At 61.6% G+C, this 19,058-nt stretch carries 9 protein-coding genes, 1 tRNA gene and 1 pseudogene; 1 reads left to right on the top strand and 10 read right to left on the bottom strand.

What is annotated here, in order from left to right; translation table 11 throughout:
* Positions 1-27 precede the first annotated feature (27 nt).
* The 3 genes from CKA38_RS00210 to CKA38_RS00200 form a co-directional block, all read right to left on the bottom strand.
* Complete coding sequence (locus CKA38_RS00210) at positions 28-1,914, bottom strand: ABC-F family ATP-binding cassette domain-containing protein (RefSeq protein WP_108823697.1); 1,887 nt, start codon at positions 1,912-1,914, stop codon at positions 28-30.
* Positions 1,915-2,030: 116 nt separating this feature from the next.
* The gene (locus tag CKA38_RS00205) at positions 2,031-2,411 is read right to left on the bottom strand and encodes a VOC family protein (protein WP_108826320.1); all 381 of its coding nucleotides are present in this window, start codon (positions 2,409-2,411) and stop codon (positions 2,031-2,033) included.
* 195 nt (positions 2,412-2,606) lie between these two features.
* Positions 2,607-3,716, bottom strand: coding sequence for a peptidylprolyl isomerase (locus CKA38_RS00200; RefSeq protein ID WP_108823696.1), 1,110 nt, complete (start codon positions 3,714-3,716; stop codon positions 2,607-2,609).
* Between the two features lie 462 nt (positions 3,717-4,178).
* Between CKA38_RS00200 and CKA38_RS00195 the strand changes: the two genes are divergently transcribed.
* A tRNA-Cys gene (locus CKA38_RS00195) sits at positions 4,179-4,253 on the top strand.
* 266 nt (positions 4,254-4,519) lie between these two features.
* Here the strand turns inward: CKA38_RS00195 and CKA38_RS00190 are convergent.
* From CKA38_RS00190 to CKA38_RS00160, 7 genes and pseudogenes are all read right to left on the bottom strand, one after another.
* Positions 4,520-7,192 carry a ThuA domain-containing protein gene (locus tag CKA38_RS00190; protein WP_108823695.1) on the bottom strand — a complete coding sequence of 891 codons (2,673 nt, stop codon included), beginning with the start codon at positions 7,190-7,192 and terminating at the stop codon, positions 4,520-4,522.
* A 71-nt stretch (positions 7,193-7,263) separates the two neighbouring features.
* A complete protein-coding gene (locus CKA38_RS00185; protein ID WP_161554640.1) occupies positions 7,264-8,580 on the bottom strand; it encodes a Gfo/Idh/MocA family oxidoreductase in 1,317 nt (438 codons plus the stop codon).
* 129 nt (positions 8,581-8,709) lie between these two features.
* Entirely contained in the window at positions 8,710-9,918 is a 1,209-nt protein-coding gene (locus CKA38_RS00180) for an ABC transporter permease (RefSeq protein ID WP_108823693.1), read from the bottom strand.
* A 57-nt stretch (positions 9,919-9,975) separates the two neighbouring features.
* Positions 9,976-10,743 carry an ABC transporter ATP-binding protein gene (locus CKA38_RS00175; protein ID WP_108823692.1) on the bottom strand — a complete coding sequence of 256 codons (768 nt, stop codon included), beginning with the start codon at positions 10,741-10,743 and terminating at the stop codon, positions 9,976-9,978.
* A gap of 136 nt (positions 10,744-10,879) precedes the next feature.
* A complete protein-coding gene (locus tag CKA38_RS00170) occupies positions 10,880-12,307 on the bottom strand; it encodes an efflux RND transporter periplasmic adaptor subunit (RefSeq protein ID WP_108823691.1) in 1,428 nt (475 codons plus the stop codon).
* A gap of 299 nt (positions 12,308-12,606) precedes the next feature.
* A pseudogene (locus CKA38_RS16915) lies at positions 12,607-17,708 on the bottom strand (excinuclease ABC subunit UvrA); the annotation flags it as partial.
* Positions 17,709-17,793: 85 nt separating this feature from the next.
* Positions 17,794-18,918 (bottom strand): glycosyltransferase, encoded by a 1,125-nt coding sequence (locus tag CKA38_RS00160; RefSeq protein WP_152032584.1) that lies wholly within the window; start codon positions 18,916-18,918, stop codon positions 17,794-17,796.
* Positions 18,919-19,058: the final 140 nt, after the last annotated feature.

Genomic DNA, 19,058 nt, shown 5'->3' with positions numbered 1-19,058 from the left:
CATGTTCCCTCGGTTATCGTTGATTCATCAGCCCTCGGCTTCGAGCAGGCGGGTGGCGGCGGCCTCCCAGTCGGCGGTGGCGGCTTGGAGGCGGTCAACGACACTCGACAGGTCGCGGTTCAACTGCTGCGCCTTGCCGGGCGTGTTGTAGGTTTCGGGCGCCTCGAGCTCGGCGGTGAGCTGGTTTTGCTGCGACTCAAGTTCGGAGACATATTTCTCCAACTGGCCAACTTCCTCGCGCAGTTTGCGGAGCTGGTTGGCGGTGAGCCTGGGTTTGGCCGGTGCGGCGGCGGGAGCCGTTTGCGACGCTCCCGTGGCGGCGGCGGATTGTTTTTCCTGCGGCGGGCGGGCGTTGGTGAAGCCGGCCGTGGTGAGCGCGGCGCGGGCGTCGGTGGCCTTGGATTTTTCCAAATAATAATCGTAATCGCCCGCGTAGGGCGTGAGGCGGCCGGCGTTGATGTGGAGGACGTGCTGAGCGATTTGCTTGATGAAATACACGTCGTGACTGATGAAGATGAGCGTGCCCGCGTAGTTTTTCAGCGCGCCGATGAGCGCGTCGATCGAGGGGATGTCGAGGTGCGTCGTCGGCTCGTCCATGAGGAGGAGGTTGGGCGGGTTGACGAGCAGGCGCGCGAGGGCGAGTCGCGATTTTTCACCGCCGGAGAGCACGGAAACTTTTTTGAAAACGTCGTCCTTGCGGAAGAGGAACGCGCCGAGGATGGCGCGCACTTGTTGCTCGGTGAGCTGGTTCTCGGCGGTGCGCAGCTCCATGACGTTGTCGAAGACGGTCGCGTCGGCGCGCAGGGTGTCGAGGCGGTTTTGCGCGAAATAACCGGCGGTGACGTTTGCGCCGAGTTCGCGCGTGCCGCCCTGGATCGGGATGACGTCGGCGAGGATTTTGAGGAGCGTGGATTTGCCCGCGCCGTTGGGGCCGACGAGCACGATGCGCTGGCCGCGCTCGGCCATGAATTCGAGGTCGCCGCGATACACGACATGGTCGCCGTAGGCTTGGTAAACGTCCTTCAGCTCGACGACTTTCAGGCCGGAGCGCGCGGGCTGGGGAAAGCGGAAGTTGATGCGCTTGAGTTCGTCGAGCGGTTCCTCGATGGCCTCCTCCTTGAGGCGGGCGATTTGTTTTTCCTTGGACTTGGCGCGCGAGGCGAGGGTGGCCTTGGCGCCGAAGCGGTCCACGAATTCCTGCAAGTGGGCGATTTCGCGCTGCTGGTTTTTGTAGAGGGCGGCCTGCTGGGCTTTGCGCGCCTCCTTTTCGGTGACGTAGTTGTCGTAGTTGCCGTGGTAGTAGTGGAGCGTGCCGGCGCGCAGTTCGAGGATGCCGGTGCAGAGGGCGTTGAGGAACGCGCGGTCGTGCGAGATGACGACGAGGCCGCCGGGGTAGCGCGTGAGGTAATCCTGAAACCAGAGCAGCGCCTCGAGGTCGAGGTGGTTGGTGGGTTCGTCGAGGAGGAGGAGCGAGGGTTCGGAGACGAGGAGGCGCGCGAGGTGGGCACGCATGACCCAGCCGCCGGAAAATGTTTTCGCCTGCTTGTGGTGGTCGCCCTCGCGGAAGCCGAGGCCGGCGAGGATGCGCTTGGCGCGCGGTTCGAGCGTGTAGTCGATGTCCCAGTTGTCCTCGGTCGGTTCGAGTTGTTTGCCGCTGGTGGCGATTTCGAGGATGGTCTCGTCGCCGACGGGCGCGCTTTCCTGCGGGAGAAAACCGAAGTCGGCGCCGCGCTCCCATTCGATGGTGCCGGTGTCGGCGCACTCCTCGCCGAGGATGAGGTTGAAGAGCGTGGTTTTGCCGGCGCCATTGGCGCCGACGAGGCCGAGGCGGTCGGTGCGCGCAATGAAGAGCGACACGTCGCTGAAGAGTTCGCGCGTGCCGTAGGATTTGGAAACGTCGGCCAGAGTGAGCATGAAAAACCTGAGAGAAAAAAGAACGTTGCCCGCGCGGTCAATGGCGTGATGCGCGAAGATAGAAGACGGGCGCTTGCCCTCGCGAAAGCGGTCCGCGCAAAACGCAGTTTCGCGTTTTACCGGGTCTTTTGAATCAATTCCACCTCGTAGCCTTCGGGGGCGTCGATGAATGCGATCAGGTCGCCATCGATGGTTTTGGTCGGACCGTCGCTTAGCTTGACGCCCTTCTTTTCAAGCCCGGAAGCGAAGGCGGCGAGGTCGTCCACTTGAAACGCGAGATGCATGAGGTCGGGTTGCACGCTGACGGGTTCGCTGTTCGGCAACTGGCAGAGCTCGATCTCCTCGTCGCTGTTGGGTGTCCGGATAAAAACAAGGCGCGCGCCGCGCGGCGAAACGGTGTCGGCGGAGACCTTGAGCCCAAGCACGTCGACGTAAAAGCGAACTGTTTTTTCGATGTCGTTCACGCGCATCCGCGTGTGGAGAAGTTTTTTAATCATGATGGAGCGCAATGTGCGGATTTGTTTGAAAAAGGCAAATAAAGGCGGCGCGATTGCGCGTGTGTGTCGGGGCGATTGAGACTTTTTCGGGGGCGCCGGGGCAAAATTTTCAGCAAGGAAAACACGGGGCAAAAAACAAGGGCGGCTGTGATGCCGCCCTTACGATCAGACTGGGGTTCAAGTGGCGGGCGCCTGTTAAAAATATTTTATGTAGCCGTTGCGGCGGAGGCGTTCGAGCCACTGCTCCTGGCTGGCGCGGGCCATTTGCTGGAGGACGATGCGCTCGATCTGGTCGCGGACCTCGTCGATGGGCTGGATGCCGGCGTATTTGCGATCCTCGACATACATGAGAAACGCGCCCTCGGGCATGAGAATCGGTTCGGTGACCTCGCCTTTTTGCAACTTGAAGAGCGGCTCGCTGAGCTCGGCCTTGAGATCGCTGCGTTTTTGCCAGCCCCAGTCGCCGCCCTTGCTGCGGCGAGTGTCCTGGCTGACCTCCTTGGCGATGTCCTCGAATTTCTCGCCGTTTTTCATGCGATTGACCACATCGTTTGCCTTGGAGATGAGCTCGCCGTCGGTCTGGTTGTTGCGCGTGAACTGGATGAGGCGGAGGTGGACTTGGTCGTCTTGATAAAACCTGTCCTTGTTTTCGCGGTAGAAGGTTTCGACTTTCACGGGGCTGACGACGCTCTGGCTCTTGCGTTGCTGCTGGCGCATGTAGCCGTTGATCATGTCCTCCTCGATTTCCTTGCGGAATTCGCGGATGGTCTGGCCCTTGGCGCGCAGGTAGGCGAGGAACTTTGAGCGGTCGTTGTCGTATTGCGTGATGATGATTTCCTCAAGCTGGTTGTCGATGTAGCTGGCGGGAATGCTTTTCACGGGCTCGCCGTCTTTTTCCTTGTAGAATTCCTTTACGATGAGGGCGCGATCAATGTGGTTTTGCACAATGTCGTCCTGAAGCGCCTGGATTTTGTTTAGGTAATCCTGCTCGCTCGTCGATTCGCGTATGATCTGGGGGAGGAGGGGGGTGATTTCGCGGCGGATGTCGTCCATCGTGATCGCCTTCTCCTCGACGACGGCGACGATGGCGTTTTGAAGGCGAAGATCCATTTCCTGAGGCGCGGCGGGTTCAGCCTGCTGGGGCGCGGGAGCGGGCATGTCCGGAACCAGCGACATCGAGCCGGCACCGGGATCAAGGAGCGACGGCGACTGGGCGCCGAGGTTGGGGGATGCTGCAGTTGTGCAAAGGATCGCCGCGAGCGCGGCGGCAGGGAGACTGGTTGCGTGAAAACGGGTAAATATCATGGATGAACGAATCGTTTGCCGATGGGTGAGACTGCAGCTTGTGTCAAATGGTTCAGTTTTATTGATGTGCGAAACTGTGAAAACTAGGTGTTTGGGGGACTCGGTCAACAGCGGAAAACGCGGTTTGCTCGCGCGGAGCGGGCATGGGAATTGTGTCGGGCAAAGGACGCGGCGGCAGGCGGTGTTTTGGTGATGGCAATCGCCTCGGTAATCGGAACCGCGGGATGTAATTTCGCACCAGATGAAAGTTTAGTCTTGAGGCAGCGTCACTTTTCTTTTCCGTTCCCCTTCACGCGGGCGCAATGCCCGCCAGTCGAGGCAGCTTGCCACAGAGTTGCCGCATTGGTTCTTTTCCAGCGTTTCATTTTTTTCCTGCGCATGCACCGAAAGTGCGAACTATCGGTGTGAAATGAGCAGAAATAGAATGAGCGTATATGGAAAGCACTGAATAAGACTGAGATGGGCGCGGTAGCCAAGTGGTAAGGCCGAGGTCTGCAAAACCTCTATGCGCCGGTTCGATTCCGGCCCGCGCCTCCAATTTATGAGTCGTTGGACAAAATATAAAATAGGGCAACCTGAATGGAGTGCTGGCGGCGTGGGAAAATCCCATTGACCCAGGTGTGCTTAGAGATGCGTTGATTTAACTTGGCGCGGCGGGGGGATGCCTTTTGGCGGGGCGAACCGTCTCGGTGAGTCGCAATATTTTCGGCTCACCGAGACGGTTCGCCCTACCTCAAAGGCGACTGAATGAACCAAAAGAGTTCTAATAAAACGCATTCAACGGCCGCGCGTTTGTTGCGGTGTTATTTTTCGGCTTGGGAAATTTCCTTCAGGAATCTTTTGGCGCTGCTGTTTCCTAGATTTTTGACGGCGGCGATGATGGCGTCCCTGGCTTCCTGCGTTTGGGCGGTTTTCCAAAGTTTGCGGTAGGCCTTGACCTTGTCGTTGGCGGGGATTGCGAGGTGATCGACGGTGTCGATTGCGCCGCGCTGGGCGAGGAGGCGCTCGGATTCGCTGGGGGCGGCGGTGATGCGCTCGAGGAGGAGTTCGTAGGCGGTTTCGCCGCGCGCGCTGCTAAGGGCGCGAATGGTTTCCTTGCGCGCGTCGATGTCGGGCGAGGTGAGCATGGCGTGGAGCACGGACTTGGCCTCGGGCGCGTCGATCATGGTGAGCGCGGCAATGAGCGAGGGGCGATCGGCGGGCTTGGCGGCGTTGAGTTGTTTTTCGATGAGCGAGACCGCTTCGGCGGACACGGGATGAATGGCGGCGCTGGTGTAGAGCGCCTTCGTCCACTCGCGTCGGTCGGCGGGGCGCTTGATGTTGGCTGCGAGTTCGAGGATTTGCGGAAAATCGCCCTCGCGCACGAGAAGTGCGACGGCTTCGAAGGCGGCGGCACGAAGGTCGTTGTCGTCGGATGCGGTGTCGGCGAGGGCAAACCTGAACATGCCATATTCCTGTCGTTGGGCGAGAATGAGGAGAAGTTTCGAGAGCCGTTTTTTCGATAAAGGATTTGTTTCCGCAATGCCTTTCCATTCCTCGTAAATTGTGAGGTTTACATGGCCGTTTTCGTCGGGAATTTGTGTGAGGGCGGTGAAGGCCGCGGCAGCGATGTCTTTGTCTTCGGATGAAAGAAGGGCGACGAGTTTTTCGATACTCGAAATGTAGGCGCATGATCCGGCAGCGGCGATTGCGGCGATGCGCACTTCGGTGTTTTTGGATGCGAGCAGTCGGTTGATGAGCGGAAAGGCGGCAATCGGCACGGGGTTGGCGGCGAGCGCGTTCATCATGCGGACTTGGATGCCGGTCGGAATGTCGTCCAGGCGGCGTTCGAGGGCTTCCAACACTTTGACGTCGCCTGATGTGACCATGCGACAGGCAACCGCGGCGCTAATGCGCGGATTGTCGGCCGCGTGTTTTAGAAAACGGGCGACATCTTTTGGAACAAAGGAGTCGGCGGAATAAAGGAGGGCGTTGTTCTCGTCCATTGGAAGCAGCTCGCCCTGACCGACGAGTGTGGCGGAAGGTGCGATGCGGGCGAGAACCTCGCGCGCCGCCTCAGCAACGGCGGGATCCTTGTCCTTCGCCAATGCTCCGAGCGATTGAGTGAAAAGGCCTTTTTGTTTTTCATCGCGTCGCTGGCCTATCGCATTGAGCGCCTCGATGCGCGTAGAAGCCGGCAGGGGTTCGGATATGAATCCGTCGCGCGCAATAACGAGAAGGGTGTCATCTGCATTGGGCGCGTTGATCGTGGCGAGTGCGCTGATGGCGGCGTGGGCGAGGTCGGGGTTTTTCGCGACGGCGGTGAGCGTGGGGATGGATTTTTCGGTGCCGATCCAGCCGAGCCAGTTTAGGAAAACGCGCTTGGCGTCGGTGGTTGTTTGGGGAGCGGCAATGAGCTCGGTGAGTTCGGTTTCAATGGCGGCGCGTTGTTCGGCGTTTTGAGTGCGAATAAATTTTTCGTAGGTGAGCTGGGGGCCGAGCGGGTCGCCGACTTCGTAGGCGGCGAGAGATTTGAGCGAAGGGAGCACTGTCAGGGTTTGGAGCGGGATTTTGATGTCCGGCGCGAGGGCGGGCTTGGGTTGGGTTTTGAGTTTCGCGCTGGGGACGGCGTCGGCTTCGAGGTCGCCGAGGGCGTATTGGATGCCGTCGAGGAGGTGTTGGAGGATTTGCGGAACCTCGAAGATATTTTTGTTGTGGCCGAGCGAGGTGTAGAAGACGCGGCCTTTGCCCTCGGTTTTGAGCCAACTGATTCCGAAATCGTTGTCGTCGCGGACGATTTTGTTGGCGGGGCGTTTGTTTTCCTCGCGGCTCATGTCGAGGCTGAGGAGGACGCGCTGTTTTTCGCGGCTGTAGGGGCCGACGTGCTGGTAGATTTCCTCGGTGATCCAGAAGCCGCGTTTTTCAAAGGCGGTGTTGAGGATGTGTCCGGGGTCGTCGTTTTTCACGGCGACGGTGTCCCTCGCAACCCAGGGGTGACTGTGGAAAACGCCGCCCATGAGCGCCTGTCCTTCCGTCCACGTGGGGAAGTTGTCGGAGCCGGCGTGGATGCCGATCATGCCCTTGCCGTTGCGCACGAAGTCGAGAAGCGCCCGGCGGTGGACGGGGTTTTCGAACTTGAGCCGGCTGGTGTTGTTGAAGACGACGGCGTCGTAGGCGGCGAGCGCGGCGGGCTCGAATTGCGCCATGTCGTCGCTGAGGGTGACGGTGTAGGCGCCGGTCAGCTCGCCCATGAGCTTGAGCGCGTGGTTGGCGTTGGGGATCGATTTGTGGACAAAACCCTCGGTGCGGTAGAAGACGAGGAGCTTGCGCGGGCGTTGCGGTTTGGCGCGGGCGTCCTCGGGCGCGGCGGCGAAGATGGCGGATGTTTCCTGCGGGGTGAGTGGCGGAAATTGTTCCCCCGGCTTCGCCGGGAGAAAGAGTGAAGTGTGAAGGGTAAAGAGCGAAAGTAGGAGGGCGCGGTGTAGGCGGTGTTTCATTTTTAGGAAATGGGACTAATGGGACGGGATATGACCGATGGGACAGGTAGGACTGATGAGCCGAGGATTTTTTAGGCGGGGAAGGCCCACGGGGCGCGGTAAACTTTTTTGAGGAAGGCGTTGGCGTCGGGGGCGTTGATGGCGCGCTCGGTTTTTAGGTCGATGTCGAGGCTGGCCCGGCCGGAGCGGAAGGCGGCGTTGGCGAGAATGCCGGCGCCGACCGCCGCGTGCGAGCTGATGACGGGGCATCGGGGTTCGCCGCCGTGGAGCGCGCAGTCGATGAAGTTGTCCATGTGGCCGCGCACGCCGCGGGCGAGGGGATTTTTCCACGGGGGAATGATGACGCGTTCGAGGAGGGACGTGCTGTGCGTGATGCGTCCGCGTGTGACGTGAATCGTGCCTTCGGTGCCCTCAATCGTGACGCCGAGGCGGTTTTTGTCACAGAGGTTGATGACGGTGCCGTTGGCGTAGTGGGCGTCGAAGTTGTAGGTCCAGGCGGTGTTGAAGAGCGCGCGGCCTTCGATGAAGGTGGCGCGGGCGTTGCGGATGGCGACGGGGAGCTGGTTTTCGACGCCGGTGGCGAGCATGGCGATGTCGTGGTGGTGGCCGATCCAGTCGGTGAGGCGTCCGCCGGAGAATGCGAAGTTGTGCCGCCAGAAATAATGCGTGCCTTGCTCGAAATAGGGGCGGTAGGGCGCGGGGCCGAGCCAGAGTTCGTAGTCGAGCTCGGGCGGGACGGGTTGCGGGCGCGGGGCGTCGGGGTTCTTGGGGAGCGTGGCCCCGGCGGGGAGGCCGACTTTGACTGAGGTGATTTTGCCAAGATAACCGCCGCGCGCGAGGGCGATGGCGCGCTGGAACTCGGCCCAGGAGCGTTGCATGGAGCCGATCTGGCAGGCGACTCCGGCGCGGGCGACGGCGTTGATCATGGCTCGGGATTCGTCGAGCGTGGTGGCGGCGGGCTTTTCGCAGAAGATGTGTTTTCCGGCGCGGGCGGCGTGGATGGTGTGGAGGGCGTGCCAGTGGTCGGGGCTGCCGATGAGCACGGCGTCGATGTCGGGGCGCGCGAGGAGTTCGCGGTAGTCGCGGTAAACGGCGCAGCCGCGCCAGGCGCCGGTGGGTGAATTTTCGGAATAGGCTTTTTCGACGCGGGCGCGTCCGTTTTCGGCGTGTGTGCTGTCGACGTCGCACACGGCGACCACTTGCGCGAGCGGGCTGGCGAGGGCCTGGCCCATGATGTTGAGCCCTTGGCCTCCGGTGCCGATGACGCCGATGGCTAGACGCGAGTTCGCGGCGGCGCGGGCGGCGGGTTGCGCGCGCAGGATTTGCGGGATCGCCGCCGCGGCGGCGCCGGTGGCTGCGAGGGTTTTGATGAAGCGGCGACGGTGCATTGAATTTGGGATTTTGGGTTCTCGATTTTGGATTGGGGCGCTGCCGCGCCGATGCGATGAAAAAAGCATGACGAAGCTCGGATCAAACCAGCTCGCGCGGGTTTTTAAAATCCAAAATCCACAATCAGGTCACTCGTAACGAAGCGCGTCGATGGGGTCGAGCTGGGCGGCTTTCATGGCGGGGAAAAATCCGAATGCAATGCCGACGCCCGCGCTGATGAGGAAGGAGAACGCCACCCATTCGGTCGGGATCACCATGAGCCAGCCCTTGTAGTGTGCGAGGAATTGCGATGCGCCGATGCCGCAGGCGATGCCGATGCCGCCGCCGAGCACGCTCAGCACGATCGCCTCGGTGAGGAATTGCAGGAGCACGTCCTTGCCATGCGCGCCGATGGCGAGGCGGATGCCGATTTCGCGGGTGCGCTCGGTCACGGAGACGAGCATGATGTTCATGATGCCGATGCCGCCGACGAGGAGCGAGACGAGCGCGATGCCGGTGAGCAGCCACGAGAGGGATTCGTTGGTGGCGTTGCGGGCCTTGGCAATTTCCTCCTGGTTGCGAACGGTGTAATCGGGGTCGCGCCCGCCGCGGCGTTGTTGGAGGAGGTCGCCGACCTCGGCTTGCACGCGGTCGAGGATGTCGGCGCTGGCGGCCTGAATCATGATTTGGTTTATGCGGTCGCGGCGGATGATGCGTTTCATCGCGGTGGTGTAGGGGACCATGATGAAGTCGTCCTGATCCTGGCCGTAGGCGTTGAAGCCCTTGCTTGCCATGACGCCGACGATGCGCAGCGGGATGTTGCGTGCGCGGATGTTTTGACCGACGGGATCGAGCCCGGGGTAAAGCTGGTCGGCGACGGTCTTGCCAATGACGCAGACCTTGGCGTTGGTGCGCAAATCCTGCTCGCTGAAAAAATCGCCTTCCGCGACGGACCAGGAGCGAATGGCGGCATAGTCGGCGGAGACGCCTTGCGCGGAGGTGTTCCAGTTGAGGCCGCCGGCGATGACTTGCACGCGGTCGCGGGTTTCGGGGCTGGTGCCGGTGACGCCGGCGATTTCCTGCTTGATGGCGATGGTGTCCTCGATGGTGAGGGAGCTCGCGGTGTTCCATCCGCCGCGCACGCCGCCGGTGGTGAGAACGCCGGGGATGACCGTGATGAGGTTGTCACCGAGGCCGGCGATTTGCGCCTCGACTTGCGCCTTGGTGCCGCTGCCCATGGCGACGACGGTGATGACGGCGCCGACGCCGATGATCATGCCGAGCGCGGTGAGCATGGAACGCATGAGGTTGCGCCGAAGCGCGCGGAGGGCGATGACGATGGTGCTGAAAATTCTCATGACGGGTCTAATTTTGGATGGGCCTTATTTGTCGGATCGGACTGGTCGGGCGGGTGTTCATTCATCTCCCGTCAGTTTCGCCTGTGCCTCGGCTTCGGCGAGTTTGCGGAGCTCGGCTTCGGAATTCATGCGGGTCTCGACTTGGACGTCGCTGACGAGTTTGCCGTCGCGGAGGATGAGGTTGCGTTTGCAGTAACGCGCGATGTCGAGTTCGTGCGTGACCATGAGGATCGTGATGCCCTGATCGTTGAGTTTTTGAAAAACGCCCATGACTTCGACGGAGGTTTTGGTGTCGAGGTTGCCGGTGGGTTCGTCGGCGAGGATGACTTGGGGGCGGTTGACGAGGGCGCGCGCGATGGCGACGCGCTGCTGCTGGCCGCCGGAGAGCTGGCTGGGATGATGGTCGGCGCGCTGGGCGAGGCCGACGATTTCGAGCGCCTCCATGGCGCGCTGGCGCATCTCCTTCGACGAGGTGCGGTTGCGCTGGTAGAGCATGGGCAGTTCGACGTTTTCGACGGCGCTGGTGCGGGCGAGGAGGTTGAAGCCTTGGAATACGAAACCGAGTTTGTGATTGCGGATGTCGGCCCGGTCGTCGCGGTCAAGGTTGGCGACATTGACGCCGTCGAGGTAATACTCGCCCGAGGTGGGGCGGTCGAGGCAGCCGAGCGTGTTCATGAGGGTCGACTTGCCGGAGCCGGACGCGCCCATGAGCGCGACGAATTCCCCCGGGTAAATGTCGAGCGTGACCCCGCGCACGGCGTGGACCGCGATTTCGCCGGTGGTGTAGGTCTTGCGGATGTCGATGAGTTTTACAACGGGTTGCATGGAGGAAGAAGAGTGAAGCGTGAAGGGTGAAGAGTGAAAAACGGGCTTTGGCGTGGTGTGGCGGTTGATGGTTGGGATGGTTTGTCTTTCATGTTTTCACCCTTCACTCTTCCAACTTCCGCCGCGATGGCGGCGGTTACCGGAACCTCGGGCCTCCGCCGAAGGGCGTGGAGTTGGAGGAGGATGCGGTTGTGCTGGTGGTGCCGGGGATGTAAACGCTGGTGATGATTTCCTCGCCCTCGGCGAGGCCGTCGATGATTTCGGTGCTGGAGCCGTCGCTAATGCCGAAGCGGGCGTTGACGGCCTCGAGTTTGAGGTCGGGCAATGGCGTGGCGATGCGGTAAACAGTGCGCTGGGTGACGGTCGGGCTTCCGCCGGAGCCGCTGCGGCGCTCCAGGTTGGAGAGCATGCGATCGCTGAGCGTTATGTTGCGCTCGGCGGCGAGGGCCTTGAGTTTTTCAATGGCCTCGGTGGTGGCGGGCTGGCCCATGGTGATGCCGGCGTCCTGAAAGAGCGCGCGCATTTGCTCGCGGTTGCTGCCGCCGCGCTTGCTACGTTTTGAGGCGTCGCCTGACTGATCGGATTTCTTTTTGCCGGCGGATTGTCCCGTCGTGGCGGCGCCTGCGGGGACGAGTTTTTCGGGGATGCGGGCGCGGAGCGCGGAGTTTGCGATTACGAGCACGTTGTCACGGCGGGCGGTGATGATGTTGACGTTTGCCGTCATGCCGGGCTTGAGGCGGAGGTCGCTGTTGTTCACATCGATGATTGTCGAATAGACGACGACGGACTGGGAGGTTTTCGGGAGGTTGCGGATTTGGGAAACCTTGCCGCGAAACTGCCGGCCGGGATAGGCGTCGACGGTGAAGAGCACTTCCTGGTCGTCGGCGATGCCGCCGATGTCGGCCTCGGAAACGTCGGCGCTGATTTCCAATTTCGTGAGGTCGTTGATGAGGGTGAAAAGGGTGGGGGCGTTGAGGCTGGCGGCGACGGTTTTGCCCACGTCGGTCTGGCGGTCGAGGACGATGCCGGTGATGGGCGAGGTGATTGTGCAGCGTTCGAGGTCGAGGCGGGCGGTTTCGACATTTGCCTCCTGGATTTTGAGCTGGGCGTCGGCCTGCGCGAGCTGGGCGTTGGCCTGGTCGAGGTCGGCTTGCGAGACGAGGTTTTGCTGGAAGAGCTCGCGGGTGCGTTCGGTGTTGAGCCGCGTGAGGGTGTGGCTGGCCTTGGTGTTGGCGAGTTGGGCCTCGGATTGAAGGAGCTTGGATTTGTAGGTGGCGGGGTCGATGAGGCAGAGGACGTCGCCTTCCTTCACGTGGTCGTTGTAATCGACATTGCGCGCGATGACCTTGCCGGAAATCTGCGAGGAGACGTCGACGCTGGTGGGCGCCTGCAGCACGCCGGTGGCGGTGATGCTTTGGATGATGCTGCCCCGGGTGACGGCGGTGGTCGAGATTTCGGGCGGTTTGGCGTCGGCTTTTTTCCAGTAATAGACGCCATAGGCGGCGCCTGCGGCGAGGATTAGAAGGACGATGATTTTACCGAAGGGCTTGCTGGATTTTGCCATGTTTGAAAAAGCGCGTGGTGCGTGCGTGTTTTTTAGGTGAGGGAAAGTGGTGATGCGGGCTGTCGTTAAACAATGCGACCGGCTGAAAATGCCGGTCGCATTGCAAAAGACGCAAGTCCGATAAAAAAGTGACGGAGATTTTTTACATGATTTGACGGGGCAGGGGATTACCACGATCGGATTGCGTAAACCAATGCTGGGTGGCGGACGCGCGACAGTGACAGTCCGCCAACCGTCCGCCTGAAACGGAGTTGTGTGTTTTTGAGTTTTTTAGAACACGTCGATCATGCCGGGAGCGGGCGGTAGGCGCCGCGGAGGGGGTGCTTGATGCCTTTTTTGAGGAAGAGACCGGTGATGGAGGAGGGGGTTTGGCGGATTTCCTCCGGCGTGCCGCTGGCAAGGAGCTCGCCGCCGTGGATGCCCGCCGCGGGACCAAGGTCAATGATGCGGTCGGCGTGGCGCATGAGTTCGTCATCGTGCTCGACCACGAGCAGCGTGTTGCCTTTGGCGCGGAGGGTTTCGAGCGTTTCGATCAGGCGGTCGTTGTCGCGGGCGTGCAATCCTATGCTAGGTTCGTCGAGCACGTAGAGCACGCCGCTGAGGTTGCTGCCGAGTTGCGCGGCGAGGCGGATGCGTTGCGACTCGCCTCCGCTGAGCGTTTCGGTGGGGCGGTCGAGCGTGAGGTAGCCGAGGCCGACGTGGTCGAGGAATCGGAGGCGCTCCTCGATTTGCGGAAGGATGTCCTGCGTGATGGCGCGGGTGCGGGTGTCGGTTTGATCAAGCTGGCGAAGTTGCGCGAGGAGCGCGCCCGGCGTGAGGCGCAGGAGCGAGGGGAGGGAAAGGCTGAAGGGTGAAGAGTGAAGGGTGAAAGAGGGAGCGGAAGTGGCTTTGAGTTTGGTTGCCTGGCGTTTGGCGCCTTGCTTTTCACTCTTCATCTTTCCCTCTTCACTCTTTTCGATCGGGGCGGGGGCGCTAAAGTGCAGGCGCACTGCTCGCGCGACGCGGTTTAGGCGTTCACCGTGGCATCCGGGGCAGGGCTGGCCGTGGTCGCTTATGTCATCCGCGTCGGAGATGCCGTAGGCGCGGAGTTGGAGCGCGATGTCGCGGTTTTCCTGCGTGTCGTTTTGTTGTTTGTCGAGCGCGAGCATCCAAGGGTAGATGCGCCCGTGTCCGCGACAGGCGGGACACCAGCCGCGGGGGGAATTGATCGAGAAGTCCTTGGGATCGAGTTCGGGGAATGTCTCGCCCGTGGCGGAATCGGTGCGCGTGGTCGAGAGCCAGGTGATGATTTTGTTGTCGCCTGTGAGGAGGAAACAGGAGCCCTGGCCGAGGCGGAGGGCCTCGTCCAGGGAAGAGTGAAGGGTGAAGGGTGAAGGGTGAAAATCGGACGCAGGCGAGTGATGCGGACGTTGAGTGGGTTGAGTGGTTTGTGTTTCATTTTTCACCCTTCGCTTTTCACTCTTCGAGGTGGTCGTGGCCGATTTCAAATCGGCCACGACCACCTCGATGTTGTGCTCTTTGTAGCGGTCGAGTTTTTCGAATTTTTCGACGGGGAAGAGGTCTCCGTCGGCGCGCATGTGGGTGTAGCCTTGTTTCTCGATCCAGGTGGCGATGGGTTGGTGGTGGCCTTTGCGTCCGCGGATGAGCGGGGCGCAGAGGTAGAGTTTTTTGCCTTCTTCGCGCGCGGGTCGGTGGCGAGGATTTTGGCGAGGTGGGCGCGGAGTTGCGTGAGCGTGAGCGGAACAATGGGGCGGCCGGTGTCGGGGTGGTGCTGCACGCCGAGGCGGGCGTAGAGCAGGCGGAGGTATTGCGCGACTTCGGTGATGGTGGCGACGGTGGACTTGCGGGAGCCGCGCGTGATGCGCTGCTCGATCGCGACGGTGGGCGGGATGCCGGTGAGCAGGTCGATGTCGGGGCGCGGGAGTTGCTCGACGAACTGGCGCGCGTAGGGCGACATGGATTCCATGAAGCGGCGCTGGCCCTCGGCGAAAACGATGTCGAACGCGAGCGTGGACTTGCCCGAGCCGGAGACGCCGGTGACGACGTTGAGGCCGTGGTGCGGGATGTCGAGGGAGAGGTTTTTGAGGTTGTTTTCGCGCGCGCCGATTATGTTGAGCGAGGCGGGGGTTGAACCGCGAATGGACGCGAATGAACGCGAATCCCCGGCGGGAAGTGATGTTTGGTTTTTTTGAGATTTGGATTTTGGTGATTTGAGATTTTTTTGGAATTTGGGATTTTGGAATTTGGAATTTGCGAGCGCAGCGAGCAGGTAGGGCGCGGTTTCGGTTTTGCTTTGCGCGAGGTGCTCGGGCGTGCCTTCGGCGACGATGCGGCCGCCGTCGGCTCCGGCCTCGGGGCCGATTTCGATGATCCAGTCGGCGGATTTGAGGACATCGATGTTGTGCTCGATCACGATGATGCTGTGGCCTCGGTCAACGAGGGCGTGCAGGACGGCGAGCAGGCGTTTGACGTCGTGGCGGTGGAGGCCGGTGGTGGGTTCGTCCAGCAGGAGCAGCGCGGGTTTGAATGCGGATTGCGGAGTGCGGAGTGCGGAACGGCCGGACGCAAGCGGCGGTTTGTTGGCTTGGGTGGTTTTTAATTCCGCATTCAGCATTCCGAAATCCACATTTGCGGCGTTTGGCGCCGTCAGGTGGCGGACGAGTTTCAGGCGTTGTGATTCGCCTCCGCTGAGTGTGTTGAGCGGCTGGCCGAGGGTGAGGTAGCCGAGGCCGACTTGGGCGAGGGGGGCGAGGCGGGTGGTGATTTGCGGGTGGTCAACGAAGAGGGCGATCGCGTCGTCGATGCTTGTGTTGAGGAGGTCGTGGATGCTGCGGTCGCGCCATGTGATTGCGAGGACTTCGGGTTTGAAACGGCGGCCTTCGCAAATGGGGCAGGGGACGTAAACGTCGGAGAGGAATTGCATTTCGACGCGCTCGGAGCCGAGACCGTTGCAGTGGTCGCAGCGTCCGTCGCCGCTGTTGAACGAGAAGCTCGACGCGGTGAAGCCCGCCGTTTGCGCGGCGGGGGTGGATGCGTAGAGGTCGCGGATGTGCTCCCATGCCTCGCTGTAGAGCGCGGGGTTGGAGCGCGGGGTGCGGCTGAGCGGGGATTGGTCGACGAGGATGATTTCGCCAAACGCATCGACGCCGGTGATGCGCGCGATTTCGGCGGGGTCCTCGGCGAGCAGGTGGCGCGAGACGAGGATTCCTTGATAGATGATGTTGTCGAGGAGCGTCGATTTGCCGGAGCCGGAAACGCCGCTGAGGCAGACGAGCCGGTTGAGTGGGACGGAGAGGGAGAGGTTGCGGATGTTGTGCTTGGACGCGCCTTCGATGCGAAGGGAGGCGGAGGCCGGAATACCAGCGGCCAGAAGGCCAGAAGCCAGAGTGCCAGAGGATGATGCGGATGCTGAAGATTTGGGCGCGGCTTTTCTGGATTTCTGGCCTCTAGTATTCTGGTCTCTGGCACTCTGGCCTCTGACCTTCTGGTCGCTTTCCACCGGTCTTCTGGTTTGTGGCGCGGGGATCGTTTCGCGTCCGCTGAGGTAGCGGCCGGTGATGCTTGTTTTGTCGGCGAGCAGTTTTTGTAGTGGTCCGCTGAATACAATGTGGCCGCCTTGCGCGCCGGGTTCGGGGCCGACTTCGATGATGTGGTCGGCGGCGCGAATCATGGTTTCGTCGTGCTCGACAACGACGACGGTGTTGCCGGCGTCGGTGAGCGAGCGGATGATCGCGATGAGTCGGTCGATGTCGCGCGGGTGCAGGCCGACACTGGGTTCGTCGAGGACGAAGAGGGTGTCGACGAGCGAGGTGCCCAGGCACGAGGTGAGGTTGACGCGCTCGACTTCGCCGCCGGAGAGCGTTTTTGAGGGGCGGTCGAGCGTGAGGTATCCGAGGCCGACGTGGATGAGGTAGCGCAGGCGCGTGAGGATGCTGTCGCGCGCGAGTTTGGCGCTGTGCGTTTCGAGGGATGTGGCGGAGTCGGAGATCGTGGACTTTTCAACGAGCGGGAGAAGCTCGCTGACGGGGAGCGTGTAGAGTTCGGGGATGGTGCGTTTTTGCCATTTCCAGCAGAGCGCGTCGGGTTGCAATCGCTGGCCGTGGCAGGCGGGGCAGGGATTGTAGGCGCGAAAGCGCGAGAGGAAGACGCGCACGTGCATTTTGTAGGTGTTGTTTTCGAGCCATTCGAAAAAGCCCTTCAATCCATACCAGAGGTCGTCGGTTTCGTAGTCGATTTGCTCGCCGCGGGTTTTGCGTTTCCGATATTCGGGTTCGCCGAGCATGACAAACTCGCGTTGTTTTTCGGTGAGTTGCGCGTAGGGGATGTTTGTGGGAATCTTGTGGCGACGCGCGGCGCGGATGAGGTCTTCGCGCGACATGCTGTAAACTTGGCCGGCGAAGGCGGTGATCGCGCCGCCTTCGATGGAGAGCGACTGGTCGGGGATGGCGAGGCGATAGTCGATTTCGATGACGCGTCCGAAGCCGCGGCAAACGGGGCAGGCGCCAAGCGGCGAGTTGAAGGAGAAGAGCGCGGGCGTGGCGGGGCGGAAGGTGCGGTTGGTGGCGGGATTGTGGAGCGTGGTGGAGAAGGAGGAGTGTTGGTGAAATGCGGAGTGCGGAGTGCGGAGTGCGGAATGATCGGCGGCGGCGGCGAAGAGTTGGAGCTGGCCGTGGCCGAAGTGGAGGGCGGCCTCGGCGGCCTCGAGGAAGCGGGGACGGTTTGTATCCGTTATTTCAATACGGTCCTGGACGACGTGGATTTCGGCGGCGGTGGCGGGGATTTGTTTTGGGGTGGCGAGGAGGTCGTCGACGCGGGCGGATGAGCAGGCGCGTTTTTTGTCCGGGATGAGGACGCGAACGTAGGTCTGGTTTTTGAGGCTGGTGAGGATTTCGGGCCAGGTGATGTTGCCGGGTTTTTTGACGCGGAAGGTGACAATGAGCGTTTGGCCCTTGGCGGCGGCGAGGGTTTTGACCCAGATGGTTTGCGGCGTGTCGGCCTCGATGTGCTCGCCGGTTTCGGGATCGTAGCACTTGGCAATGTGGCTGAACCAGACTTTGAAGTAGTCGGTGAGCTCGGTCATGGTGCCGACGGTCGAGCGCGAGGTTTTGACGGTGTTGGTTTGCTCGATGGCGATGGAGGGGCGGATGTTTTCGATGCTGTCGACCTTGGGCTTGTCGAGGAGGTCGAGAAACTGGCGCGTGTAGGCGCTGAAAGTTTCGACGTAGCGGCGCTGGCCCTCGGCGTGGAGCGTGTCGAAAACGAGCGAGGACTTGCCCGCGCCGCTCAGTCCGGTGACGGCGATGTATTTGCCAAGCGGGATGTCGAGGTCGAAGCCCTTGAGGTTGTTCTGGCGGACGCCGCGCAGGCGGATGCAATCGAGCGCGGATTGCGGAGTGCGGATTTCGGAAGTGGCGGAACGGGACGCGCGGGCGGCTGATTTTTTGGACTTGGACACGGAAACACGGAAGGGCCGTTGTCCGGTTTTCTCAAGTCGTGACTTTGGCAAAAATTTCCAAGTAGCGCCGGAGCTGGGTTTGGGGTGCAAAATGTTCTTGTGCGTGGGCTGCGACGCGGGCGGATTCGGCGGCGTGGTGTTCGGGGTCGTTCAGCAGGCGGGTGAGCGCGGCGATGAAGGCGGACTGGTTGCCGGGAGTGATGGCGATGCCGCCGCATTCAGCGACGCCGCCGACGGCGTAGGCGACGGAGGGGATGCCGTGCATGTGCGCCTCCACGAGGAAATTGGGAAGCGATTCGCTGTGCGAGGTGAGGACCGCGATGCGCGCTTGTTTGTAGTAGGGCGAGGGATCGGAAAGATAGCCGTGGAAATGGACGCGACCGACCATCCCCATGCGCTTGACGGCGGAGCAGCAGGGGAGAAGTTCGCTGCCGGCGCCGATGATGTGAAGTTCAGTCGGGGGCGCGGGCGGCAGTTGGGAAAAGATTTTGATGAGCTCGTGGTGATTTTTTTCAGGACGAAGCATCGCGACGCAGAGGAGGCGGTGGGGAAGGGCTGAAGGGCTGAAGGACTGAAGGGCTGCAGGAGGGGCGGCATCGGTCGATTCCTCGGGCTGGGGCGCGCCGCCGGCGTCGTGGACGATGGCGTTGTGGATGACGGAGATTTTTTCGTCGGGGACATCGTAGTTTTCGACGAGGGTTTTCGCGATTGCGTGGCTGTTGGCGATCACATGGCTCGTGGTGTGCAGCGAGCGGATGTAGGCGCGCGGGAGTTTTTTGCCGGTGCGCATGGTCGAGATGACGGCGACGGCGGGCAGTGCGCGCGCGATGCGCCCCGCCTTGCAATTCGCCATGCGCCCCATGCAGAGCACGATGTCGGGGGCGAGGCGGCGCAGCGCGGGGATGAGGCGCGGGGCGAAAAAATCGAGATGCGTGTCGAATGACTGGAGACTCTGAAATTTGTAATTGGCGGAATGTTGCTGTTGCCCGGTGGAAATCTGCGATTGCGCGGACGGCGGAGCCAGCACGCCGCCGGGGCGAAAGGTGAGCAGTGTCGTGTCGAGACCGTGCGCGGCGAATCTTCCGGCGAGGTGGACGGACTGTCGCTCGGTGCCGCCGTTTCGAAGATAATCCTGCAATATGACGATTTTTTTCATGGTGTTCGCCGTTGCAGCCAAGGGGTGTTGTCATTAGCCCGCCAATTGCAACGATGAAAATCCGCGCGCGCGGAGATTTGGGCGCGTGTTTCCCGTTGACCGTGGCCGACAGTTGCGGTGCTTTGCATCCAGCAAATATC

It is taken from the genome of Ereboglobus luteus (assembly GCF_003096195.1).
In the GTDB taxonomy this organism is placed as follows: domain Bacteria; phylum Verrucomicrobiota; class Verrucomicrobiia; order Opitutales; family Opitutaceae; genus Ereboglobus; species Ereboglobus luteus.
The sequence above is the reverse complement of the archived record's forward strand: the minus strand, read 5'-3'. Positions and strand labels throughout refer to the sequence as shown.